This window comes from Bacillus cereus, assembly GCF_007678085.1.
In the GTDB taxonomy this organism is placed as follows: Bacteria; Bacillota; Bacilli; order Bacillales; family Bacillaceae_G; genus Bacillus_A; species Bacillus_A cereus_BE.
In genome coordinates this window covers 1553502-1577951 of record NZ_VEDW01000001.1, presented here as the reverse complement: position 1 = coordinate 1577951, position 24450 = coordinate 1553502, and the positions used below count along the sequence as shown (strand labels likewise).

Genomic DNA, 24450 nt, shown 5'->3' with positions numbered 1-24450 from the left:
GTTCAATCTTCCTTTCATATTTCTAGTTATATCGATGTTCATCAATTTTAGAGATTTCTTTTAATATTTCTTCAAAAAATTCTTTTCTATTTTGCTTATTTTTCTTTAATTCTTTTATAATGTTCCCGTCTTTGAATATTAAAATTCTACTAGAAAAACTAGCTGCATAGGCATCGTGAGTTACCATTAAAATTGTAGTTTGAAGCTCCTCGTTTACCTCTTTTAATTTTTGAAGTAGTTCTGTTGCAGAATTTGAATCTAATGCGCCTGTTGGCTCATCTGCAAATAAAATACTAGGCTGCTTCGCGAGGGCTCTTGCAGCTGCAACTCTTTGTTTTTGTCCACCCGACAGTTGACTAGGATACTTGCTTAATTGCTCAAATAGTCCAAAACGTCTTGCTAAACTTTCTATTGTTGATTCAATTTCCTTTGGTGATTTTTTTAACAGAGTAAGGGGAACCGCAATATTTTCCTTTACTGTTAAGCTATTAAGTAAAAAATACTCCTGAAAAATAAAACCTAAATAATCTTTCCTAAAATCAGCAGATTTATTATTGTTAAGCGTTTGGATATTGACCCCGTTTATAAAAATATCGCCATCTGTAGGTGTGTCGATAGTGGATAAAATATTTAATAAAGTCGTTTTTCCAGATCCAGAGGCCCCCATGATACCTACAAATTCGCCAGCTTTAATATCAAATGACACTTTATTAAGTCCAGGTAATTGGTTTTTGTTATAAATCTTTGTTACATTCCTTGCAGATACTAATGCATTCATTTGATTTACTCCTTTTCGTCTATTTATATATATAGTGTATCTTTTGATATATATAGAAGCATGAGTAAAAAGCGCAACTTTGTATTACGAAATGGTGTAACTGATAATAAGAGGAGAAAAATAATTTTGTTTTGTCTTTTATGAAGTTGTATAAGTAATAAAAAATAATAGATACATCAGGATAAGGATATGAATAAAAGAAGTATGGTCATTAGCCTGTGAAAAGAGGGAAGTGCAACATAATGGACATAAATGGTGCTTATACATGTAAAGTAAGATGTCATAAAAATGAATAAAGACTGCTAATTTTCCTGCACTTTGATTATGTAGAAATAGGGGGGATGACATGAAAGACAATACACCTAAGAAAATTTTATTTATTCAATCAGGAATTCCTTTTTATTATCCAATGATCGAAGAAGCGATTTTGAATAGTTTACAAAAGGTAAACAGTAATACAATTATGGTGAAACCAGAACAAGCGATAGAAACCGCATTAAAAATGAAACCGGATTTTATTTTGGTACTAAGTGGTTTAAGCGAGGGATTTATTAGTGTCATGCCAGTCCTAAAGAGTGAAGGTTTTACTACTGGACTTTGGCTGACAGATGATCCGTATTATACGGATGTAACACAAAATCTTGTGCCGTATTATGATTACATATTTACGCAAGATTTAAATTGTATCAAGTTTTATAGAGGGTTAGGGTGTAAGAATGTATTTCATCTCCCGTTAGCAGCGAATCAAGATGTGTTTAAACCTTCTCATAAAGAAGATACATATAAGTATGATCTTAGTTTTATAGGTACAGCATTTGAAAATAGAATTGCTTTTGTTGATTCTATTTCAGAGTATTTAGCAGATAAAAACATAAAAATTGTGGGGTTCGGTTGGGATAAGTTAAAAAATTATGAAAGATTAAAGGGTAAAATACAAGTCTTGCCACTTGCGAAGTATGAAGATGCGTTACAAATTTACGTATCGACTAAAATCAATATAAATTTACACCGTTCACCCAATGATAAGGAATTGAATTGTAATTCTGCAAACATACAAGCATATTCAGTAAATAATAGGACATTTGAAATTAATGCTGTAGGTTCTTTTCAATTAACTGATATACGCCCTGATGTATCAAAGCATTACATACCAGGTGTTGAAATAGAAACGTTTTATAGTGCACCAGAGTTTATACAAAAAGCGGAGTATTATTTGGAACATGTACAAGAAAGAAAACAAATAGCAAAAAATGGACTGGATCGAACTTTGAAAAATCACACATATGATAAACGTATATTACAATTATTAAACTATATTCATTTCATAGGCGCGAAGATGTAGTCTAATCGTTAACTTAAATGAAATAGCATAGGTATACATGAAGATAAGCGTTTAATGTACTGGGATAGACCAGAAGAGATTGCTGAGGATGTTTTAAATTGGTTGCTATAAAAAGGTGCGTTGTTCGAATGTGAGCAACGGACTTTTTTTGAATAACTTAATTCAAGAGTGATATAAGGACAAGCAAGAGCATTAAAGTTCTATCGCCAATTCTTTTTTTGCTATAATAGATGCGTGGCAGGAAATAGATAGAAAGAAACTGCTAGTAATTTATACTTAAAGTAGGGAGATTGAACAGAGTTATGGGGAATGAAAAAGAAATTAGTTCCGCTAAATTAATATGGAAGATGACGCGCCCGCATACGTTAACGGCGACGTTTTCTCCTGTAATTTTAGGAACAGTAGCATCACTTTATGTTGCAGACATTCATTGGCTTTTATTTATTGCGATGATGAGTGCATGTTTAGCATTGCAAATAGCAACGAATTTATTTAATGAGTACTATGATTTCAAACGTGGATTAGATACAGCTGATTCTGTTGGGATCGGTGGCGGAATTGTCCGTCACGGATTGAAACCAAAAAATGTTTTAACAGTTGCGCTTTTATTGTATGTAGTAGCAGCAATTATTGGGGTTTATATTTGTATGAATAGCAGCTGGTGGTTAGTCGTCATCGGTTTAATTGGAATGGCGGTTGGCTATTTATATACAGGTGGTCCATTACCAATTGCGTACACTCCGTTTGGAGAACTAGTTTCTGGATTGTTAATGGGGACATGTTTTGTACTCATTGCTTTCTTTATTCAAACGAATACGATAACGATTGAAAGTGTATTGATTTCCATTCCAATTGGAATTCTAGTTGGTGCAATCAATATGTCGAATAACATCCGAGATATCGAAGAAGATATTAAAGGTGGAAGAAAGACATTAGTAATCCTCCTTGGAAGAGAGAAAGCGGTAGTAACACTAGCTGTAGCCTTTTTCATTGCTTATTCATGGATTGCGGTAATTGTATTGATGGGTTATATAAGCCCTTGGGCATTAGTGATGTTCCTAGGTTTGAGAAAGCCAATCTCTGCCATTCAAAGTTTCCAAAAAGGAGCAAAGGATCCCGGATATATGCGCATCGCCATGAAATCAACAGCGATGACAAATACGATTTTCGGCTTCTTATTATCAGCAGGGTTATTAATTAGTTACTTGTTTTAAATAAAAAATATTGTTAAATAACTTAACCCCAATTTCTCAATTTTAATGTAGAGAGATTGGGGTTTTTATTTTGAGTTTGTTTAACGTTAAGAACATTTTCGTTCGAAGTGAAAATACCAATAAATTGCAACTTCATCACTTGTCATATCCAAACCTTTATAAATAAGAAAATCAAATCCACCTATTACAAATCCACATTTTTCATAGAACTTACATGCTGCGACATTATTATTTTGCGTTTCAAGCATGATACCGGGCATGTTGCCTTCTTTTGCCCATCGCTTAGCTTGATCAACTAATCTTTTACCAACCCCAATTGTACGATGTTTTGTATCTACCTTTATATCTTCTATGTAAGCATAGTGATTCCAATTCTTTTTCAATACTATTAATCCGATGATTTGGTTATGTAACAGTGCTATGTAAATTACTTGATTGGGCTTATTTATATATTCATTGTACGCCAGTTCTTCATTATCATTTTGTAAATAACTTTTTTCATAACTCGGAACGTTTTCTATTGTATATTCTATGCGTCTATTTTTTGAAAGAGAAAGAATTAACCGAGCATTCACTATAAAACTGTCATCAATCTCCGGATGATGGTCTAAATCATTTTTTTCTAGCGCTCTAATTAAGAGGCTCATCGTGATACCTCCAAATCATATTTTTTCTTCTGGTTCTTTATGTGATTCAAATTCATTCCAATTACAAAATTATAATGGAATTTCAATAGTAAGGCTATCATTACAAGTTATTCCTGAAATCATTAAATTTTATAAAGAGAAAGGGTATGAATTTGGGGTATATAATGACGAGGATCATTTTTTTCTAAACTTCCAGAAAGATCAACGTCTATAGTATAAACATAGTTATTTTAAAAAGGTATTTTTATTACTAAATGAACAACTAAGCCAAAAGCCGATTTCCTATACGATAAAGAAATCGGCTTTTTTATGAAATTTTGCTTCGTGTATGAAGCTTGTGCTTTAAGATGAATATATTGATCTTATTTTCAAATGACATTCGTATCACAAACTGTTTATAAAGGGATAGCGCCACACCCAGCAAGCTGAGGAAAACAAAAGGAACTGAATTCTCATAGATGACTAACTGTGGCGAGATAAAATGAGGGTACACAAAATAGTAGCTTGATGAGTATGGACTAATGCTGAATTCTTAAATCGATGGGTATGTGGTGGTATGCGACTTATAAATATAATGAGGGAAATAGTGTGACATGAAAGAAGAAACAAGGTCTAAATTATATAAGAGTGTGTACCTTTTTAAGAGAACAGTGTTTTCCTAAAATACATATTAAAATAGGGGTTTTTGTATAATAAAAGGAGTTCATTACCTGCTATATACAGGTGATGAACTCCTTTTTAACCCCTTGGTATAAAATTATACTTTCAATTAATAAATATATGGGAGCCTAGTAAATAAAGATCATAAAATAATTCATTATTAGCTAGCTGCATCAGGTTGTTTCATATTAAATAATTCATCCCAATTGTTAATATTATTTGCCTCTAAAATTACTCCGTATTTATCAACTATCATAGCTTTAGGAGCTTGCCGGATATTATAGTCTGCTATAATTTTATCTGAATGGACATATGAAATGTTATTTTGGGTGAGTATTTCAATATATCTATCTTCTATTTTTCCTAGACTGATAAATAATAAATTTTTATAAATGGGTAATTCAGGTGTATATTTAATAGCAGTTATTAATTGCTTACAAGTAGAACAAGAAGCAGATATAAATATTATGGTTATGGGTTTTTTCATAGCTGCGTTTATCTGTATATCGTGATTGAATTGGTCTTTTATTCTAAAAGGAATAGCTGAAGATCCTTTTTGAATTTCTTGTTTAAAACTAATACTTTCTATCTTATATAGCTTAGTCACAAAAAATTTTAAAGTGTTATATAATCTGTAGAGAATTATACTTTCAACCAATACTAATATGAATAGAAAAATAATGTTAATTAACCAGTATGTATTCATAGTACACCCCTTAAGTATTTCTCTTATCTTCAATTAGCTGTACCTTACTCATAAAAATACGTAATGACTTCACAAAGCTATAAATGAAGTAACCTTGAACAGCAATAATAACCCACAGTAAAAAATAAGCAATAACCCAAATTAATTCCAATTTCATTCCCCCTTAGTCAATAGTTTTATGTTCTGTTTTAAATCAAACAGTTCTTTGCTAGTAAGAGTCACAAGAATTCCTAATATATACACACTGTTCATCAGGAAGAATTTATAATCAAACGCCATTGCAAATAATGAGAAGGGTTGGACTGTAAATCCTCCTATTAATACAAATATCAAAAGTACATTTCTGAAAACTAAATTTTTAGATAATTTATGCGCACCTACTAAACCACCACATCCACAATCAAAATCAACTCTACCTTTTACAAGGTTTATTATTATAGCAATTGTATAAATGACTAATAATAGAATTGCACCAGGTATGACATAGAAGGTTGCAAAGCCAAGAAGGAAGCCAATGCCTATAAAAAATTCGAATAGAGTCTCTAGCCATATAAAAATGCGTATAAACTGTTTAGGTATAATCTTATACAGAATAACTGTGTTATAATGATCTTCCATGTTTTTAAGTTTGTTTACACTTGAAAATAGGAATAAATATCCATAAAAAAGATATACAATAGTTAATATTTCTGACATATTTTTCACACTCCATAGACACTTTCCTTTTTTTCATACATATTAGCTTGTTGAGAATAGAGCTTGTAATAATGCATTTTTTGATCTATCAGTTCTTCGTGTGTTCCAATTTCTACTATTTCACCTTCTTTCATTACAATAATGCGGTCAGCCATGTGACAAGCATACATTCTGTGCGAGACAAAAATTGAAGTCTTGTCTTTGGAAATATCTATTAATTTCCTAAAAAGGTTAGCTTCAGTAATAGGGTCTAAAGAAGATGAGGGTTCGTCTAGAATAAGGGTTTGTGCATTTCTAATCATTGTTCGTGCAATTGCTAGTCTTTGCCACTGGCCACCTGATAAATCTTGGCTATTTTCAAACATTCTTCCCAATATTGTATCGTATTGATTTGGTAAGTTTTGAATAAATTCATGTGCCCCAGCTTTATCTGCTGATTTCATAATAGAATCAGTATCAGCGGTCTTTACATTTCCTAGACGTATATTATCACTTACACTAAATTCGTAACGTACATAATCTTGATGAACAACAGAAATATTTTCATATAAACTCTCCCTATTAATGTCCTTTATGTTGATATTATCAATTAAAATAGCTCCTTCCTTAATTTCATATAATCCTGTTAAACATTTTATTAATGTTGTCTTACCGGAACCGTTTGAACCAACAATAATAATATTTTCATTCGGCCTGATGTCTAAGTTTATGTTACTTAAACTTTTCTTATTTGCTCCTGCATAGGTGAAGGATACATTTTTAAATTGTATTCCCATTTTTTGAGGCACAGGGAACAGAGTATTCTTCCTTTCAATGTCAGCAGGTGTATCTAAAATAGTGAAAACATCCTCTAAAAATAAGGTGCGTTCTCGTAAAGAAGATATTAATAATGTTATCTGGTTTATTGAACCCTGTGAACGCTGTACGGCCTCTGTCACAGTAACAAAGTCACCGATTTTAACAGTTTTTTTTGTTATCATCCACAGTAAATAGATAGCCAAATAAACATAAACTGATGCCGTAAGAATATCTAATAGCAGCGTTCTTTTTTGTTGTGAAGATAATTGTTTAAGAATAGCTCTATTATTTTCTTTTAGACTAGTTCTCCAAAATTTAAATAAATAATTGTGAGATTGGTTTAATCTAATTTCTTTGTTAGATTGGCGGTTAGTAAATAAATTAAAAATATAGTTTTGTAGTCTTGCATTAGGAGTTTGGAATTTCATTAAAAAGTATTTTTGTTCTCCAAATTTAAATTGCATTAATAACATTGGTATTGCTGAAAGTATTGTAAGTAATGTGAATAGCCAATGAAACTGCAGCAAAAATATTTGGACAGAGATTAGGATAATACTATTTTTAAGTATATCTAGAAGTTGGATCATTGGATTAAGGAATTGAGATCCTAGGTCGCCTTGGAATCTTTGAATTAAGTTATAGAATTCGTGATTTTCAAAGTTCTCATAGTTTATGTTAACTACTTGTTGTGTTAATCTCCCTTTAACATCCATTTCAATATTTTGTTGCATCCGGGTAAATAAATACAATTCTACCTTTTCTAGTAGTGACGTGGAAATTGTTAATATGAATTGTAAAATTAAATAGAACATGACTTCTTTAGTTGAATTATGGGTTGTACTCACAAGTGTTTGTAAGCCGTTTAAAATTCTTTGCGTTGTGAGTAGCAAAAGTAGCGGCGTAAAACTTTCGATTATTTGTATAATGATATACAGTGTCAACTCTAATTTACATACACATCCAACTAATTTTATAGATCTTGTTAAATAGGTATTAATCATTAGAAATCCCTCAATATATTGTATTTAATTTCGAAAATGTAATTTATTAACAGTATAATATCATGTTAAAATGAGATATGGAAGAGGAATAGTTTAATTTTTTAGAATTGTCAAAAAGTATATTTTCCATAATATAACATTATGTTAAAATGTACGGTGGAAGGAGGATAGAGTACGAGAGTATAAATGTTAATTTTAAACGATACTATAGTAAAAGGGGGATGTTTTGTTGTTACTAGTATTTCCATTTTCATTTGTAATTATTTTGTTATATGTAACGAATCGGACGCGCGTGCAGTTATTACAAACTTTAGTAGACCTATCAGAAAGGGAACAAGGATCCCAAATAAAAAATGGACCGGGTCTAGTAGGGGAAGTAGCCCCAAACTTTAGCCTCCAATCTATTTCAGGGAAAATATTTACCTTAAGGGATCTATTAAAAAAGCCACTTATTCTGTTAATCATTGATGTACATTGTCAGTACTGTTCACTAGATATTAAAGAATTTAGTGAAGAAGCTAGTTTGTATAAAGACGAATTCAATTATGTATTAATCGTCAATAATCCAATTAACCAAAATTTAAATATAGAACATTTTGAAGAATCACCCTTTCTAACGCTCTTAGGATCTCCAGAGTTTATGAAAGATTATAACATTCAGTTGTTTCCTACATTTCTTTTGGTGAACATGCAGCAACAAATTGCTGGACTACCAAGGTTCACTGCGGATTTAAGAGGTTACTATGGATAAAATTTTGAATTTTTAAAAAATAAACTATTTACAATATAAAGAAAATTTGGTATTTTTTTAAAAAAGGGGGGTGTTAAAATGAGTGGTTTATTAGGAGCTATATTATGTGATTGTAGTGGTAGATATTATTGCAATCCTAATTCTAAGTGTACATCTTATATGGGTAATCATACTTATGATGTTTGGGATTGTAAGACTGGAACATCTTGTGGGTCTACTGTGGTCTTTAGATGTTCATGTACAGTTGGTAAGCCGATTTAAGATGGTTCATTAAAATTAGTAGTTTATTGAAAAACAAAGGGATGTTAAACACATCTCTTTGTTTTTATTTTTATATACTAATATCGATATATTGACTGCACTAGTTTACAAAACTAATAAATTGGGAGAATAAAGGTTTTCTTGTTAGAATTTCTTGATTAAAGGAGAGGGTTAGATGGATATATTGAAGGCGGTTAAAAATAATATTGCTCAGATCATTGTTGGAAATGACGCTGCAATTGAACTAGTCATGATTGCTTTGGTAGCAAACGGGCATATCCTTTTAGAGGATGTTCCTGGAACAGGAAAAACATCATTGGCAAAAAGTTTAGCAAGAAGTATAGATGGTAAGTTCCAACGTTTACAATTTACATCTGATACATTACCAGGTGATGTCATTGGTCTCGAATACTTTGATATGAAAGAATCTGATTTTAAAACTCGAATGGGTCCTATTTTCGCAAATATCGCACTTGTAGATGAGATTAATCGTGCGGTACCTCGTACACAATCGGCCTTATTAGAAGTAATGGAGGAGCGTACTGTAACTATCTCTGGTCATACTTACAAATTACCGAGCCCGTTTTTAGTATTAGCTACACAAAATCCTTTGGAATCATCTGGTACATTTCCACTCCCAGATGCACAATTGGATCGTTTTTTATTAACTGTTCGACAAGGGTATCCAAATAGGGAACATGAAAGAGAAATGCTACGTAGATTTCGTCTAGGGAATCCAATGGAGTCTTTACAAAGCGTTTTATCATGTGAAGAGATTCTAGATTTACAACAACAAGCTCAGAATATTTTAATCCACGAAGAAGTAGAAAACTATCTATTAGATATTGTTAAGGCTACTCGGGAACATAACCTGGTAGAAATTGGTGTTAGCCCACGAGGTTCTTTAGCTTTTATGCGTGCCGCTCAGTCACGAGCATTATTAAATGGACGTAGTTATTGTACACCAGAAGATTTTCGATTTCTGGCAAAACCAGTTTGCTCGCATCGATTAACGCTAACGATTGAAGGAGAAATGAAAACAACTAAGACACAAGTTATACAAGAAATTTTAGAAACTGTATCAGCCCCAGTGGAGTCAGTATGATGGAGACTATCGTTATAAAACATCGTATAGCAGAGTTATCTAGTATTATAGTATTTATAATTATAACTGTTATTCTTTGGTTAATTTATCAAAATTTCGTTGTATTTCTTTTGTTGTTTTCTTATTTTTTATTAATTGGATTTGCCCATTGGTATGTTAGTAAAATCTCTAAAGTAAAATGGAGAATTGTACAGTATCATGAGCGGCTTTTTATTGATGAAAAGGGATATTGTAAAATATATATTCAAAATGATATGAAAATGCCTATTCCCTTTCTCAATTTCTGCTTTCGTTCACAAAGAGGGATAGACTGGCATATAAAAGAAAACTGGGTAAAGCATGGGAATTTTTATAGTATTCCATTATCTCTTTCGAAAAATGAGGAGATTGTCATTGATTTGTATGCGCAAGCTAAGCAACGTGGTAAATGGAAATGGGATCATATCGAAATTGTAATGAGTGATCCTTTTCGCCTCGTTACTTTACATTATACATACAAATATAAACAAGTGCCTTTATTTCATGTTTATCCAAGAATCGCGAAGGTAACTATCCCAGAAACGAAGCGATGGCAACAAGGGTACCGTACAGCAACGGTTTCACCTCTATATAACGAAACAAAAATTATAGGTGTAAAACCATATGAAGGAGAAGCGTTTCGGTCTATTCATTGGGGAGCAACTGCAAGGACAGGAGTATTAAGTGCTAAAAAATACGAACCTTCGCAAGGGGACCGTTATGCGGTTTATCTCAATCTTGTTGGTAAGAATTCTTATACATGGCGTACAGATATAGAATGGTTAATTGAGGTAACGACTGGGGTGTGTAAGCAGTTACTTGTACAAGATTGTTCTTTTGAACTATGGGTAAATAGTGTACATAATAACGGTATTTTACAAATCCGTTCGGGAGGAAATCGCTCACAGTTATATAAAGCTTTACAATTGTTGTCTACAATTACGGAAAACGACCAGCCTGTGTCCTCAGAGGTATTTTATAAAACCGGTTTCCGAAAGCAAGAACCGGGTGCTATCCCACTTATAATTGGATATCCACCACAGCAGCAAACAAACTGGTTGCAGGTTGTAAAATAGAAAGGAGATAGTATGGACAAGTGGATGGTTGCTAGGTTTCGCTTAATTGTATTTTGTATTACTATAATTGTTGCCTTTTTTCTAACACAAGGAGCCCTATATTCACGTGAAATATTTCAGGAATGGATGATTAATAACACAAAATTTTATCTTATAGATGGTTTTGCAGAAACGTTGACCGGTGGAAAGAGTAAGGAAGACTTTTATGGTGAAGCGAGTAATAAATCAGATGACGAAAAGGGCGGGAAATTATGGATTGATGAACCTAGAGAAACAGGGGATGAAAGTTCACACATTCCGCTTGTAAAGGGAGAAATCACATCTAAGAATAATATAATAATTTACTTTTGTATTATAATATTATGTATTGTTGGGCTCATTTATAAGTCCAGAAGAAATAAAGAACAATTGCTACAAGATAAGATAGATGAAAAAAAACTTCCGTTCCAAATAGATCAATCTCCCATCGGAACGAAAAAAATAAATGCATTGCCTCATAATCCTATACGTGCTGAATTAGTGAAATGGGAACGGAATTTACCAGTATCTAAACAAAGACGTTCCTATGAAACGATTCAACAATGGTTAACACGTATCGGTTGTTCACATGAAATTGTAGAAGTGTACGAGAAGATTCGTTATGGGGATCTAGCCTTTACTCCAGGTGAAAAACAATTTATACATGAATGGATACAAAAACATATATAAGCTGTAGAATGATATAATCGCATCAACTTAAGTCAGAAAAAAAGATGGGAACAGATCGTATACCATCGTTTGGGGAGTACAACCTTTAGTGATACAGTTGATTCAACAGTAGCAGAGCTATTAAAAAGAGAAAGAGTCTACTCATCAGAGTAGGCTCTTTCGTTTATGTATTATGTCACAAGAAATCCCTTACTTTCTCCAGAATGTCCTTTTTAGAAACCTATGCCAAAGAGCCTTTGTAGTAAGAGTATCTTGTTGGGAATAATCAAAAAAATCTATATTGTAATATTAAAAATTAATATGATATGAAAGGATACCTTGCAACAATCCCAATAAATTTTTCTCAATAATTGAAAATAAAATTAATCCAGATTATTATATTGTTATTGTAAATTTATTTTATTGAAGGAGGATACATAAATGAAAAACTCAAAAGGCTTTATTGAATCAGAGATAAGTAAAGCAATTACCCACTGGGAAAAGGACTACTTAGGACGCGGGTCTATATCCGTTAAGACAGATATATTACGGGATATGATTATTGTAAATTTACAAGGTATTTTAACCCCGGCTGAATATACTGTTTGCGAAACAAAAGACGGTATGTTAACGATAAAGAAAAATCGTTCGGAGCTAGTTGAATCTGGAATTGATGATTTGAAAGAGATTATACTAGAATTAACTGGAGAAAAAGTGAAAAGTTTTCATACGGATATAAGTTCGCGTACAGGTGAGCGAGTAATGATTTTTAAATTGTTTCATAATCTTGAGGAGAAATTTTAAAAATTAAAACCACCTTAGGGTTTGTGGAAGATAAATTAAAAATGCAGTGAGATAATTAAGACACCTACAAGTTGTGCACTTTATTTGATTTTATTAGTATGGTGATAATTAGAAAATGAGAAAACTTGAAATTATTTATGTATAATGAATTTTGATTCGGAAAATGGATAAAGAAATTGACAAACTGCTTAATATGGTTTATCTTATAATTGTTTTAAAAAATTGATAGATGCTCATTTTAACAGTTTGCTATAATTAAGGCTTTAGCATTTTTTTAATATGTAATATTGACTAAATGAAAAAGTTTCTTAATTAAAAGATAGCACATAACATAAATTGATATATTGATTGCATAATCTAGGAGATCAGAAATATACATTTTTTTTAACAGGAGTAATACACACATTATCCTCTATAAAATGGGAGCTCTTCAAAAAACTTTATTCAAGTTAGTTGAAGTGAAACCGGCAATCTCCATAATTCAATGATGATATAAAATCATTGAATTATGGAAGTTGTCGGTTTTTTTTATGGAAAAAAACGATGTACTAAAAAGAGTGAATGAAAATTGAAATTAAAAAACTATCTTACTTAAAAGGAATTTTTATAGGTTATTTTCGTTTGGAAGGGAGTATTGTACATGTTAATTTCGCTGAGTTCATCAACACTGATAACATTATTTTTTATGGCGCTTAGCGCTTCTTGGCTAAGTGGATTATTGTTTTTACATGCAAGGATGCCTTTACGTTTTGTTCATATCCATATTGGTATCGCTGCTTTGCCTTCATTGGTTTCTTTACTCGCACTTGTTAATCACAATGGAGATAGAGTTGTAGGGCCTTGGCATTTAGATACTTTAGCTTGGTTCATGGCTTTCTTTGTTCTTACAATTGGTTTAATCATTCAGCGTTTTTCTATACGTTACTTACTGGGAGATCGCTCATATCGAAAATACTTTGCACTTTTTACATTTACTACAGGTGTATCTTCAGTCGCATGGTTAAGTAATGATCTTCGTTTCATGATTATTTGTTGGGGAGCAACTCTTATAGGATTGGTTTTACTCATAGGTCTAAATAAAGGGTGGAAAGTAGTTAGCGAAGCAACAAAAATTTCTAGTTATTTATTTACAATAAGCTGGATCGCCTTGCTAGCAGCTATCATTTGGCTTTTTCAGGTCACTGGACAGTGGCAGTTAACATCAGTTTTAACGAATGAAAATGTAGCTCAATTTGGAACGTTGGAGAAAACAGGAATTAACTTATTAATTATAGTAGCTGTGATGATTCCAGCAGCACAATGGCCTTTTCAAAGGTGGTTAATTGAGTCAGCTGTTGCTCCAACTCCTGTTTCTGCTATTATGCATGCGGGTTTAGTAAATGCTGGCGGTATCATGTTAACTAGATTTTCACCTCTTTTTCATGATGATATTGCACAAATCATTTTACTAATTTTCTCTAGTATTTCTATCTTAATCGGAACAGGAATTAGTCTAGTTCAAGTTGATTATAAACGTCAGCTAGTGGGATCAACTATTGCACAAATGGGGTTTATGCTTATTCAATGCGCATTAGGAGCCTATTTGGCGGCTGTTATTCATTTAATTTTACATGGTTTATTTAAAGCTACACTGTTTTTACAAGCTGGTTCTTCCGTACAACGTTTTGGGGCAGGGAAGCCGTCTAATGAAAAGATGTCTAATTTATGGACTATGGTCGGGCGTGTTTTCGGATTATTTATAGCGATTGCTTTTTGGTTTACGACTTCTGGAGAAGGGTATCAATTAGTTAGTGCGTTCATTTTAGGGTGGTCATTATACTTTTCATGGAAACAGCTTGTTGTTTTTGGAGAGGGAAGAATGGGACGAATTGTTGGCGTATTTATTTTAGCTGGGTTTTCTCTCATTTACTTTACCGTTCATAATTCTCTTTACAAATGGTTGCATACTGACATGTATCAAAATGTTCAACCTTCAGCTTCAGCCGTTATTTTTGTTATATGTCTCTTATTATTTGGTAGTGCTATTAGTACTCTCGTTACTCGTAATCAATCCTCTACTATATTTGCTGTAATGTATCTTTGGTTCGTTCGAGTAGGTGAGGCGAGACAAAAGTCAGTAGAAAGTCATCCAAGCTATCTTAAACATTATGTATCAAAGGGAGGTAATTAGTGATGAGCATACAGTCAATCTTAACGAAAGAAACTTTAAAAAAGAAAGATACAAACATTGAAGTACAAGAAAAGAATATGAATGATTTAGTTGAATCTGCTAGCCGAGTGATTGCACCACTTTGGCCGATCGCTACATTTGCAGCTCATCACCCTTGGATGGGACTTGAAAAACAATCATTTGAACAAGTTGCAGATTGGTTAAAAGAAATTCGTAATGTGGATATATATCCTAGTGCTTCTATGATTCATTCGGCAAAGACGAAAGGGGAGATTGAGGAATCATTTTTACAAAGTGGCTTGTCTCATTGGCTTGATTCACAATCTTTTCATATCCCGCGAAAGAAAGCGGAGCAGTTTTGCCAAGCAGCATTAAAATTAGAGGAATTACCTTCTAGTCTATTATCATCGCCGCAATTAAATAAACTGGCAGAAGAAATGAGTTATATAAATACAGAGAGTATGAAAGACTCTTCTTTGCAACCTGTAAGTTCACTTATAGAGAATCAAAAGGGTGAAAACCTATCTGATATTCTTAATTATCATATCATTAAATGGTGTAAATTATATTTGGATGATTCCGGGTCAAGTTGGACGATGCCAAATCGAGAGAAAGGTTTGTATCGTGCGTGGCATCACCTTATTAAATTTGATCCAGCGCTTAGTAAAAATGAGCGTAGCGTTTTAAAAGATTGGCCACAGGATGCTCAGGTAGCTTTAACAAGAGCGTTATCTGAATTAGGAATTTCTGAATCTAACATGCAAGCTTACCTTGAAGGGCACTTGCTTGCTTTGCCTGGGTGGGCAGGAATGATACTATGGCGTTCACGACAGTCAACTCAGGAGCAGGAACTCGTTATCGAATATTTAGCAGTTCGAATTTCTATGGAGCTGGCCATTGTCAAACCTTATTTACCTATAAAAAATCAAAAGGCTGAGAAAAAAGTTGCGATTGTCCCACTTATAGCTTCTTGGATCTACTGGGGGAATATTTCAACCCTGGAATGGTCACAAATGTCTGCAGCTGAACAAAGCGAATTATTAGCATTTGCTTATCGTTTTGATGAAAATATTTGCAGGAAACTTTGGCTAGAAGCTTGGGAACAGACGCATGCAGAGCAATTAAGGGAAAAGATTGTTTCTAAACAACGTGCAACTAATGATAAAAAACGTGTACTAGCTCAATTAGCATTTTGTATTGATGTACGTTCAGAACCGTTTCGCCGCCATCTAGAAAAATTAGGTCCGTTCGAAACGTTTGGAATAGCCGGTTTCTTTGGTTTACCAATCGCGACTAGTGAACTAGGTAGTAATGATAGTCATCCTTCTTTGCCAGTTATATTGAAACCGAAACATCAAATAAAAGAGCTCACGGATGAAAATGAATTTAAAAATTATCAACAACGTAAGAAGATAGACAGCTCAGTAAGTTATACGTTTAAAACGATGAAACAAAATGTACTTACAAGTATGCTATTACCTGAGGTAAGTGGCCCTTTACTTGGTCTACAAATGATGACAAGAAGTTTTGTGCCAAGAAGAGTAGGTAGTTTCATTCGTAACCTTCGTAAAAATATGTTACAAAAACCTGATACAACATTCTCACTTAATCATGTTCATGATACAAAATGTGAGATACCTATCGGTTTTACGAAAGAAGAAAAAGTGAATTATGTGCGTCAAGCTTTAAAAATGGTGGGACTGACAGAAAAATTCGCACCTTTAGTTGTAATGTGTGGACACAGTAGTCAAAGTACGAACAACCCTTATGCTGCAGCGCTTGAATGTGGTGCTTGTGGCGGAGCAGCAGGAGGATTCAATGCAAGAGTTTTTGCTACTTTATGTAATCTTCCAGAAGTAAGAGAGGCATTGGCTGCTGAAGGTATTAAAATTCCTGAGGACACCATTTTTGCAGCAGCTGAACATAAAACAACAGTGGATGAATTGGAATGGATTTACGTCCCAGAACTTTCAGAAACTGCGCAAGAAGCATTTGATAGTATTGAATCAATTATGCCAAATGTTAGCCAGCATGCAAATAGAGAGCGTTTAACGCACTTACCTAATTTTAAAACGAAAATAAAAAATCCGAGTAAAGAGGCACATCGATTTGCAGAAGATTGGAGTGAAATACGTCCGGAATGGGGATTAGCCCGTAATGCATCGTTTATTATTGGACAACGAGAATTAACTCAGGATTGTGACTTGGAAGGAAGGGCTTTCCTTCATAATTATGATTGGAAACAGGATGAAAGTGGCGATATATTAGCTAGCATCATTGCAGGACCAGGAACAGTAGCTCAGTGGATAAATTTACAGTATTACGCTTCAACTGTAGCTCCTCATTATTATGGTAGTGGAAACAAAACAACCCAAACCGTAACGGCAGGTCTCGGTGTTATGCAAGGAAATGCAAGTGACCTGTTGCCAGGCTTACCTTGGCAATCGGTTATGCAGTCAGATAGTGAGACATATCATTCACCACTTCGTTTATTAATTGTAATTCAAGCACCTATTGAATATATAGAGCGTTTGCTAAATGCCAATCTCACATTTCGAGAAAAAGTTCAAAATGGATGGGTTAGACTGGCAAGTGTTGATCAAGAAGGACAATGGGAAAATTGGTAACAATCATGTCATGAATAATCAACTGTCGTTATTAGTTTAAAAGTTCCATAAATACGATAATGAAGAAGGAGTGCTCCATATGAATTCAAAGAATAAAAAAGTATTATTATTAACAGACATTGAACATGGGATAGAGCCTATTATCCAACAAGTAACTAACATTCAACAAGAAAACATGTTGACTATACACAGCTATGATTCTGTAATTGTACATCCTTATGGAGATATAATGAGATCTATTATTATTGCTATTTATCAAGAAAATGTAGAAGAAATTTTTGTTGTCGGAATAGAGGATAAAGAAACTGATGTAGTTAATCTACAAATTCAACGTGATTCCATAAAAAATAACAGAGAAATAGACTATCTCTTTAAAAATTGCATGCCTGAATTTTCAAGTGGTAGCCTGAATGAATGGCTAAGTGGACAAGAAAATGTTAGTGAAAATATTGAGAAGAGTATAGATATGATTCGTCATCATCCATTAGTGCCGTCTAATGTTAAAGTTCATGGTTTCAGGATTGATAGAACAGGTGAAAAAGAAATGGTTGTTAAAATTGCTACTAATAAAGTAGCGAAAAAAATGCATTCTTATGTGTAAATTATCGATAGATAAGCAACTTTTATTTGGACTTGTGTCCTTTACAAAGAGCAAAAGAAATCTTCTATAAATGAGGATCTTTTGCTCTTTTTGTTTGAATTTTTAATGTGTTTTATAGGAGATATCTAATATGTACATAATAAAAATATATAACCTTTTGAATGAAATTCTAAGGACGGATTAGCAGGCGGAAAATAAAAATTTATGTTGTGATTTATTTTAAGATTATTATTAAAAAGAATGGAGATTCTTTAATTATGAGAATAAAACAGTTAAAAACTAAAATGATATGGAAAAAAAGAATGCTACTAACTATTTGTATTGTTTTCGGATTGATTATTGCCGGACTTGTTTTTTGGAATGTTTCACCTATTCCGAAAGCGTTTCTCATAAAAAAAGCATTTGAAGGTGGAATGTTTGTTCAATCTAACAATTATAAAAACGCTCTAAAAGAGACACGAATTGTTAAAGATATTAATTATAATTCTAAATTTCCTGATGGTACATTAGACATTATTTATCCCAGAAATCTTACGGAAAAAACATCTGTTATTTTTTGGGTACACGGGGGTGGATTTGTAGGTGGAGATAAATCAGACATTACTGGTTATGCAGTAGAATTAGCTGCTCGTGGTTATACAGTAATAAATATAAATTATACTCTTGCTCCTAAAAGAAAGTATCCTACACCGGTACTACAACTTGGTGAGGCTTACGAATATATAAAAGAAAATGCAAAGAAATATAATGTAAAACTAGATGACTTGTATTTTGCAGGAGATTCTGCTGGAGCGCAAATATCTGGACAATTCGTTACTATTCAAACATCTCCAGAGTATGCGAAATTAACCGGAATTGACGCTATTGTTGCTCCTTCTACAATTAAAGGTATATTGCTATTTTGTGGCCCGTATAATATGCCTGCATTAGCTAAAATGGAAACATCCAAAGAAGTGCAAGACTTTATGCGTACTACTGGCTGGGCTTACTTTGGGAAAAAGAAGTTTGAAACATTACCTGAAATGGAAATCGCCTCTATCTATAAACACGTTACAAAAGATTACCCACCAACGTTCATCACAGATGGAAATACTGCATCATTTGAAGAGCAAGGTAAAGCATTAGCTTCTACTTTACAAAATAAAGGAGTACCTGTAGATACACTTTTCTTTGATAAAAATATCTCTGGTGAGTTAGCACATGAATTTCAATTTAAAATGAACACTCCAGCAGGTCAAGAAGCTTTTAATCGAGTTCTTAAATTTCTACATGAAAATAAATAATATATATACTATTAACTTTTTATAAGCTTAGTTTAATACCAAATATGGATGAACAAAATATTGCACTAATAATCTAATGGTAGCAAAAATAAATTTGATAAGAAGTATATTGTAAGAATGATTTGGAGATACAGATGGGGATATAACTATTTTATTTAGGACGGTGCACTTTAAATGGATTTACAGAAAGGAAAATTATATTGGAACACAACTTTTTCTAATACACCTTCTTATCCTCGGTTGGAAGAAGATATAAAATGTGACGTACTAATAATAGGAGCAGGGAGTTCAGGTGCTCAATCAGCATACTATTTGAGTGAATCAGATTTAAATATTGTTATCGTTGATAAAAGAAAGGTAGGAAACGGGAGTAACCTTACCAATACAGCACTTATTCAATATTTAGGTGACAAGATGTTTTTTGAGCTTGTAAATACATTTGGAGAAGAGTATGCAGTTAAGCATATGAAATTATGTGAACAAGCTATTAATGATATTGAATATGCTGATCAAAACTTACCTTATTGCTCTGACTTTAAACGACGTGACAGTTTATATTATGCAAGCTATGAAGAGGATATAAAGAAATTAGAAAAGGAACTGTATTATTTACATAAGCATGATTTTAAAGCGACTTGGCTATCAGAGGAACAAATTGGACAGAGATATCCATTTAAAAAACGTGCAGCTATTTATACGTATAATGATGGTGAAATAAATCCTTATAAATTTACACATAGTTTATTAAAACAAGCTTCTAATAAAGGAGTTCACATTTATGAAGATACGGAGATCGTTGGCAAAAAGTTAGAGAAAGAATGTGCTGTTTTTTATACAAAAGGGGGCAATTCTATTACTGCCAAAAAAGTAATTGTGGCTGCAGGATATGAAGGTTTGGAATTTAAAAAGGAGAAGAACGCTACACTGATTAGCTCATATGCAATTGTGACTAATCCTGTGGAAGATTTATCTTCTTGGTATAAGCGTACTCTTATTTGGGAAACTGCGAGACCATATATTTATATGAGAACTACTGCAGATAACAGGATTATTATAGGTGGGTTAGATGAAGATACAAACATTGCTCAAGAAAGAGATTCAAAATTAATTCATAAAAAAGAGAAATTAGTAAATGAATTTAATAAGCTCTTTCCAAATATAACAGTTGAACCTGAATTTTATTTAAGTGCTTTTTATGGTGGTACTCATGATGGTTTACCTATAATTGGAATGTATGAAGAGTTTCCAAATTGTCACTTTATCTATGCATATGGAGATAATGGATTAGTATATAGTATGGTACTTTCTAAAATTGTTCGAGATGTAATTATTAGCGGTTCAAGTCCGGATTTGAATTTATATTTACAAACTAGACCAAAACTAAATGAGTAAGCTGCACGTATGCAAAATCATAGTATTTAGGGTACCATATAAAAAGCGCTATTTTAAATGCATTAGTTTAATGTGACTATTTGTTATGTTTATGAATGCTTAAATAAAGCATTCATAAACAATATTATTTGTTACATCCATTCATTTTACTAAGTCCTGTTATTTGTATAATCCATTCTTTTTTTAGGTAGGGGAGAGTTGCTTGGATATGATGATATTCCCATTCTTCCTCCATGGCAGGATAAAGATCAAATAAGTATTTTTCTTCATCACTTGTTATAATTGCTTTAGGATTGTCAGTAAGTTTAAAATAAATGTCGCACCATCGACTATAGTTTGTTAGCATGAATAAAAAATTAGGACATGCGAATTCGATGAGGTATATTTCTTTCTCTAATTGAATATCTGATAGTAATTCCCTTACTGTCTCAACAGTAGGCTTTTTTTTGTAACCGTTGCATGAATGCCATGCCCAAATGGGCAAATCTATAATAAAATCAATACCACTCTGTTTCATATGTCTTACAATGTATTTATATGCGGTGAAATCTTCTTTACTAACAAAAATAGGATCGGCTATAAGCTTACCTGTATTCAAAAGTATATTTATAGCATTTTTGTTTTGAAAAGTACATAGGATTGTTGAATCCATAGATGTATTTAAGTTTGACTGTTTATCAAATTGTTTTCCCATATTTCTCTCCAGTTTCTTTTTATTTTGCAGAATTAAGAATAAGTATGACTAATCGGACAATAAAAAAGACCTATGCTAGATACAATTGTAAATGCTTATTTAAAGTAACAGCAAGGAATAATCTTTGTATATAGAGTGTACAATACATGCAAAACAGGATTAAAGAAGATTTTAAATATAATATGAAATAGTACAAAATAAGAATTTGATATATCTTTTATATATAAACTATTAATTGAAGTTTGTAATTATACGTTATAGTTAGTATGCTAACTATGTAATTAGTGTACTAACTATATTGGAGGTTATATGAATAATTTAGGCTATTTATTACACAAGGTAAGTATAATGACGAAAACAGAATTATCAAATCAATTAAAAGAATATAAAATAACAGCTCAGCAATGGTCTGTGTTAAAGGATATATCTCTTTATCCAAATGGAACCACCCCGGCTATGATTGCTGAAAGGCTCTTAGCAGACCGTCCAACAGTAACCGGAATTATACAAAGATTATTGCAAAAAGAATGGATTCTTATAAAACATAATCCTAAAGATAAACGGTCACATTTAATATTTTTAACTGATGAAACTAAGGCATTAATACAGGAGATAGAAAATGTAAGCGATGAAGTTATAAAAAATGCTACAGCTAGTATTCCTAAAGAGGAAGTAGAAAATACAGTTCGAGTTTTGCAAAGTATGATTCAAAATTTACAAAAAAATAAAGGGTGATTAAAATGATTTTAGTAACAGGTGCTACAGGGAATGTAGGAAAAGAGGTTGTAAAATGCCTAATAAAAAGAAATGCTACTTTCAAAGTCACAACGCGCAGTAGAGAAAATGAAGGAGTATATTTTGATTTTGAAAACCCCTCATCTGTAAAGGCGGCTTTAAAAGGTATTACTAAAGTCTTTCTAATAAGACCGCCACATCTAGCTGATGCAAAAAAGTATTTCCAGCCTGTTGTAGATGCCGCAAAAGAAATAGGTATAAAACACATTGTATTTTTATCTTTATTAGGTGTAGAAAAAAATCCGATAGTACCTCATGCTAAAATTGAAGCTATGATAAAGACTTCTGGGATCCCTTACACATTCCTAAGACCGAGCTTTTTTATGCAAAATTTATTATCACAACATGGTGATGAATTAAGAAATGAAAAAATAATTGAAGTACCTGCTGGTAAAGGGGAAACAAGTTTTATAGATGTACGGGATATTGGAGAAGTTGCAGCTAAGATATTAACCGAAGAGGGGCATGAATTTAAAGCTTATTCTTTAACGGGAAATGAGGCATTAACATATTATGAAGTTGCTGCTATTATTTCAAAAATAATAAATAAAGATATTACTTATACAAATCCAAGTATATTTAAATTTAGAAAAAGAATGGTTCAAAAGGGACTTAACAATGAATTTATTTGGGTTATGATTGGAATATATACAACTGCAAAATTAGGATTAGCTAAAAAAGTCACATCAGATTTATCGAATTTACTAGATAGAAGTCCAATAACTATGGAAACGTTTGTTTATGATTACAAAGAATTATTAATATAATAATGCAAAAGTAAAAAAGATGATCATTCACATAAAGAATCTATTATGTTTTAAGAGTAAGAAAGGATAGCCATGCAAAATAAAATTATCGTTATGTTTCAAAAAGATTTTCGTTTATATGATAACCCAGCACTATTTGAAGCTGCTCAGTCCGGTGAGGTTGTTCCGGTATATGTACATGACGAAACTTTTTCAATAGGAAGTGCGTCAAAGTGGTGGTTACACCATGCAATAATAGATGTTCAAAAGCAACTTGAGGCATTGGGCTCTACTTTAATAATTCGCAAAGGAAATACACAGAAAGAAATATTTTCTCTCATAGAACAATTAAGTATAACGGCTGTATATTGGAATATTTGCTATGATCCGGACAGATTACAATCTAATGAAAAAATGAAAATGATGTTAGAAGGTAAAGGTATTATTTGTAAGGAGTTTAATTCACATTTATTATTAGAACCGTGGATTATTAAAAAGAAAGATAACACTGAATATAAGGTGTTTACGCCTTTTTACAATGCATTTCAAAAGCAGGTAATACATAAGCCTATTAGTAAAGTGCAGCGTATAAAAGGAGGAAACTCTTTACCAGCAAGCTTATCTGTTTCAGAATTACATTTGCTGCCGACAATACGGTGGACATCTCATATTGAATCAATATGGGATCCTACAGAAGAAGGAGCATATAAAACATGTAAGAAATTTTTCTCTAGCAAATTAGCCTCTTATAGTGAAGGAAGAGATTTTCCAAATGAAAATGCTCATTCGATGTTGGCACCGTATCTTTCATTTGGTCAAATATCAGTAAAGTTTATGTATCATTACTTAGTAAATGAAAGTACCGAAAGACAATGTAGTCTTTTTGAAAAACAAGTGAATAGTTTTATACGTCAATTGATTTGGCGAGAGTTTTCTTATTATTTGCTATATCATTATCCATTTACAGTATATAAACCTCTTAATAAGAGCTTTGAACATTTTCCGTGGAATAATGAAGAGGAGTTATTAACAGTATGGCAGAAGGGTGAAACTGGCTATCCGTTTATTGATGCTGGAATGCGGGAACTATGGCAAACAGGTTTTATGCATAATCGGGCAAGAATGGCTGTAGCTTCTTTTCTTGTAAAGCATTTGTTAATTCCGTGGCAAGAAGGAGCAAAATGGTTTATGGATACACTGTTAGATGCTGATATTGCAAATAATACAATGGGATGGCAATGGGTTGCTGGAAGCGGGGCAGATGCATCACCGTATTTTCGTATTTTTAATCCAATCACACAAGGAGAAAAGTTTGATAAAGAGGGGGAGTATATAAGAAAATGGGTACCAGAATTAAGAGATATGCCTAATAAATATATACATAAACCTTGGGAAGCACCTGAGCATATTTTACAAAAGGCCAATATAACGCTTGGTCATACATATCCTTTGCCAGTTGTTAATCATAAGGCAGCACGGGAGAGAGCACTTTGTGCATATAAAAGTATGAAAGAGTTTGTATAAAATAGGTTAAACAATATGTATTTGAAATTTAAATATTCGAATTTTATCCATTACAAGGACATACTAATCATATA

Annotated in this window: 23 protein-coding genes and 1 pseudogene; 17 read left to right on the top strand and 7 right to left on the bottom strand. The window is 32.6% G+C overall.

All coding sequences use genetic code 11. The features are described from left to right. Positions 1–22: 22 nt before the first annotated feature. Complete coding sequence (locus tag FS742_RS08085) at positions 23–778, bottom strand: ABC transporter ATP-binding protein (RefSeq protein WP_144611899.1); 756 nt, start codon at positions 776–778, stop codon at positions 23–25. 346 nt (positions 779–1124) lie between these two features. Between FS742_RS08085 and FS742_RS08080 the strand changes: the two genes are divergently transcribed. After that, positions 1125–2120, top strand: a complete 996-nt coding sequence (locus FS742_RS08080) for a CgeB family protein (RefSeq protein WP_144611898.1) — start codon at positions 1125–1127, stop codon at positions 2118–2120. Between the two features lie 302 nt (positions 2121–2422). Continuing rightward, complete coding sequence (gene menA / locus FS742_RS08075; RefSeq protein ID WP_144611897.1) at positions 2423–3334, top strand: 1,4-dihydroxy-2-naphthoate polyprenyltransferase; 912 nt, start codon at positions 2423–2425, stop codon at positions 3332–3334. 86 nt (positions 3335–3420) lie between these two features. Here the strand turns inward: menA and satA are convergent, their stop codons facing one another. Beyond that, positions 3421–3981, bottom strand: a complete 561-nt coding sequence (satA, locus tag FS742_RS08070) for a streptothricin N-acetyltransferase SatA (protein ID WP_144611896.1) — start codon at positions 3979–3981, stop codon at positions 3421–3423. 97 nt (positions 3982–4078) lie between these two features. On the opposite strand from satA, the pseudogene FS742_RS27975 reads away from it, so the two are divergent. Further along, a pseudogene (locus FS742_RS27975) lies at positions 4079–4195 on the top strand (polysaccharide deacetylase family protein); the annotation flags it as partial. A gap of 606 nt (positions 4196–4801) precedes the next feature. On the opposite strand, the gene FS742_RS08060 reads toward FS742_RS27975, so the two are convergent. Genes FS742_RS08060 through FS742_RS08050 form a run of 4 tightly spaced genes read right to left on the bottom strand, consistent with a single transcriptional unit; the run spans position 4802 to position 7842 of the window. Beyond that, on the bottom strand, positions 4802–5347 hold the full coding sequence (locus FS742_RS08060; protein WP_144611894.1) for a hypothetical protein: 546 nt from the start codon (positions 5345–5347) through the stop codon (positions 4802–4804). A 10-nt stretch (positions 5348–5357) separates the two neighbouring features. Then, positions 5358–5498 carry a hypothetical protein gene (locus FS742_RS27520; RefSeq protein ID WP_158007638.1) on the bottom strand — a complete coding sequence of 47 codons (141 nt, stop codon included), beginning with the start codon at positions 5496–5498 and terminating at the stop codon, positions 5358–5360. 2 nt (positions 5499–5500) lie between these two features. Next, positions 5501–6043, bottom strand: a complete 543-nt coding sequence (locus FS742_RS08055; RefSeq protein WP_144611893.1) for a MauE/DoxX family redox-associated membrane protein — start codon at positions 6041–6043, stop codon at positions 5501–5503. A 5-nt stretch (positions 6044–6048) separates the two neighbouring features. Next, positions 6049–7842, bottom strand: coding sequence for an ABC transporter ATP-binding protein (locus FS742_RS08050; protein ID WP_144611892.1), 1794 nt, complete (start codon positions 7840–7842; stop codon positions 6049–6051). Positions 7843–8071: 229 nt separating this feature from the next. Between FS742_RS08050 and FS742_RS08045 the strand changes: the two genes are divergently transcribed. The 11 genes from FS742_RS08045 (at position 8072) to FS742_RS08000 (ending at position 20617) form a co-directional block, all read left to right on the top strand. Further along, the gene (locus FS742_RS08045) at positions 8072–8593 is read left to right on the top strand and encodes a redoxin domain-containing protein (RefSeq protein ID WP_186327154.1); all 522 of its coding nucleotides are present in this window, start codon (positions 8072–8074) and stop codon (positions 8591–8593) included. A 106-nt stretch (positions 8594–8699) separates the two neighbouring features. After that, positions 8700–8867, top strand: coding sequence for a hypothetical protein (locus tag FS742_RS27515; protein ID WP_158007640.1), 168 nt, complete (start codon positions 8700–8702; stop codon positions 8865–8867). 162 nt (positions 8868–9029) lie between these two features. After that, positions 9030–9959, top strand: coding sequence for an AAA family ATPase (locus tag FS742_RS08040; RefSeq protein WP_000353256.1), 930 nt, complete (start codon positions 9030–9032; stop codon positions 9957–9959). After that, positions 9956–11053, top strand: coding sequence for a DUF58 domain-containing protein (locus FS742_RS08035; protein WP_144611890.1), 1098 nt, complete (start codon positions 9956–9958; stop codon positions 11051–11053). The genes FS742_RS08040 and FS742_RS08035 overlap by 4 nt, the downstream gene beginning before the upstream one ends. Before the next feature lie 12 nt (positions 11054–11065). After that, positions 11066–11761 carry a hypothetical protein gene (locus tag FS742_RS08030; RefSeq protein WP_144611889.1) on the top strand — a complete coding sequence of 232 codons (696 nt, stop codon included), beginning with the start codon at positions 11066–11068 and terminating at the stop codon, positions 11759–11761. A gap of 420 nt (positions 11762–12181) precedes the next feature. Then, a complete protein-coding gene (locus tag FS742_RS08025) occupies positions 12182–12544 on the top strand; it encodes a Na-translocating system protein MpsC family protein (protein WP_144611888.1) in 363 nt (120 codons plus the stop codon). Positions 12545–13184: 640 nt separating this feature from the next. Continuing rightward, entirely contained in the window at positions 13185–14714 is a 1530-nt protein-coding gene (locus FS742_RS08020; RefSeq protein WP_144611887.1) for an NADH dehydrogenase subunit 5, read from the top strand. 2 nt (positions 14715–14716) lie between these two features. Next, the gene (locus tag FS742_RS08015) at positions 14717–17341 is read left to right on the top strand and encodes a DUF2309 domain-containing protein (RefSeq protein WP_144611886.1); all 2625 of its coding nucleotides are present in this window, start codon (positions 14717–14719) and stop codon (positions 17339–17341) included. Positions 17342–17420: 79 nt separating this feature from the next. Then, on the top strand, positions 17421–17942 hold the full coding sequence (locus FS742_RS08010; RefSeq protein WP_144611885.1) for a carbonic anhydrase: 522 nt from the start codon (positions 17421–17423) through the stop codon (positions 17940–17942). Positions 17943–18199: 257 nt separating this feature from the next. Then, on the top strand, positions 18200–19225 hold the full coding sequence (locus tag FS742_RS08005) for an alpha/beta hydrolase (RefSeq protein WP_144611884.1): 1026 nt from the start codon (positions 18200–18202) through the stop codon (positions 19223–19225). A 174-nt stretch (positions 19226–19399) separates the two neighbouring features. After that, positions 19400–20617, top strand: a complete 1218-nt coding sequence (locus FS742_RS08000; RefSeq protein WP_144611883.1) for an NAD(P)/FAD-dependent oxidoreductase — start codon at positions 19400–19402, stop codon at positions 20615–20617. A 124-nt stretch (positions 20618–20741) separates the two neighbouring features. On the opposite strand, the gene FS742_RS07995 is transcribed toward FS742_RS08000, so the two are convergent. After that, positions 20742–21311, bottom strand: a complete 570-nt coding sequence (locus tag FS742_RS07995) for a DUF3841 domain-containing protein (protein WP_144611882.1) — start codon at positions 21309–21311, stop codon at positions 20742–20744. A gap of 309 nt (positions 21312–21620) precedes the next feature. Here FS742_RS07995 and FS742_RS07990 point away from each other — a divergent pair, with 309 nt between their 5' ends. From FS742_RS07990 to FS742_RS07980, 3 genes are all read left to right on the top strand, one after another. After that, the gene (locus FS742_RS07990; RefSeq protein ID WP_001061039.1) at positions 21621–22046 is read left to right on the top strand and encodes a MarR family winged helix-turn-helix transcriptional regulator; all 426 of its coding nucleotides are present in this window, start codon (positions 21621–21623) and stop codon (positions 22044–22046) included. 5 nt (positions 22047–22051) lie between these two features. Further along, positions 22052–22873, top strand: coding sequence for an SDR family oxidoreductase (locus tag FS742_RS07985; protein WP_144611881.1), 822 nt, complete (start codon positions 22052–22054; stop codon positions 22871–22873). A 72-nt stretch (positions 22874–22945) separates the two neighbouring features. Then, a complete protein-coding gene (locus tag FS742_RS07980) occupies positions 22946–24376 on the top strand; it encodes a cryptochrome/photolyase family protein (RefSeq protein ID WP_144611880.1) in 1431 nt (476 codons plus the stop codon). Positions 24377–24450 lie beyond the last annotated feature (74 nt).

What these genes read in the sequence shown, in the direction of transcription:
- FS742_RS08015 (WP_144611886.1), top strand. Translation starts at nt 14,717, where the DNA reads ATGAGCATACAGTCAATCTTAACGAAAGAAACTTTAAAAAAGAAAGAT.
- satA (WP_144611896.1), bottom strand. Translation starts at nt 3,981, where the DNA reads ATGAGCCTCTTAATTAGAGCGCTAGAAAAAAATGATTTAGACCATCAT.
- FS742_RS08025 (WP_144611888.1), top strand. Translation starts at nt 12,182, where the DNA reads ATGAAAAACTCAAAAGGCTTTATTGAATCAGAGATAAGTAAAGCAATT.
- FS742_RS08010 (WP_144611885.1), top strand. Translation starts at nt 17,421, where the DNA reads ATGAATTCAAAGAATAAAAAAGTATTATTATTAACAGACATTGAACAT.
- FS742_RS08040 (WP_000353256.1), top strand. Translation starts at nt 9,030, where the DNA reads ATGGATATATTGAAGGCGGTTAAAAATAATATTGCTCAGATCATTGTT.
- FS742_RS08080 (WP_144611898.1), top strand. Translation starts at nt 1,125, where the DNA reads ATGAAAGACAATACACCTAAGAAAATTTTATTTATTCAATCAGGAATT.
- FS742_RS08005 (WP_144611884.1), top strand. Translation starts at nt 18,200, where the DNA reads ATGAGAATAAAACAGTTAAAAACTAAAATGATATGGAAAAAAAGAATG.
- FS742_RS07985 (WP_144611881.1), top strand. Translation starts at nt 22,052, where the DNA reads ATGATTTTAGTAACAGGTGCTACAGGGAATGTAGGAAAAGAGGTTGTA.
- FS742_RS08060 (WP_144611894.1), bottom strand. Translation starts at nt 5,347, where the DNA reads ATGAATACATACTGGTTAATTAACATTATTTTTCTATTCATATTAGTA.
- FS742_RS08020 (WP_144611887.1), top strand. Translation starts at nt 13,185, where the DNA reads ATGTTAATTTCGCTGAGTTCATCAACACTGATAACATTATTTTTTATG.
- FS742_RS08055 (WP_144611893.1), bottom strand. Translation starts at nt 6,043, where the DNA reads ATGTCAGAAATATTAACTATTGTATATCTTTTTTATGGATATTTATTC.
- FS742_RS08035 (WP_144611890.1), top strand. Translation starts at nt 9,956, where the DNA reads ATGATGGAGACTATCGTTATAAAACATCGTATAGCAGAGTTATCTAGT.
- FS742_RS08050 (WP_144611892.1), bottom strand. Translation starts at nt 7,842, where the DNA reads ATGATTAATACCTATTTAACAAGATCTATAAAATTAGTTGGATGTGTA.
- FS742_RS08085 (WP_144611899.1), bottom strand. Translation starts at nt 778, where the DNA reads ATGAATGCATTAGTATCTGCAAGGAATGTAACAAAGATTTATAACAAA.
- FS742_RS07980 (WP_144611880.1), top strand. Translation starts at nt 22,946, where the DNA reads ATGCAAAATAAAATTATCGTTATGTTTCAAAAAGATTTTCGTTTATAT.
- FS742_RS07995 (WP_144611882.1), bottom strand. Translation starts at nt 21,311, where the DNA reads ATGGGAAAACAATTTGATAAACAGTCAAACTTAAATACATCTATGGAT.
- FS742_RS07990 (WP_001061039.1), top strand. Translation starts at nt 21,621, where the DNA reads ATGAATAATTTAGGCTATTTATTACACAAGGTAAGTATAATGACGAAA.
- FS742_RS08000 (WP_144611883.1), top strand. Translation starts at nt 19,400, where the DNA reads ATGGATTTACAGAAAGGAAAATTATATTGGAACACAACTTTTTCTAAT.
- FS742_RS08030 (WP_144611889.1), top strand. Translation starts at nt 11,066, where the DNA reads ATGGACAAGTGGATGGTTGCTAGGTTTCGCTTAATTGTATTTTGTATT.
- menA (WP_144611897.1), top strand. Translation starts at nt 2,423, where the DNA reads ATGGGGAATGAAAAAGAAATTAGTTCCGCTAAATTAATATGGAAGATG.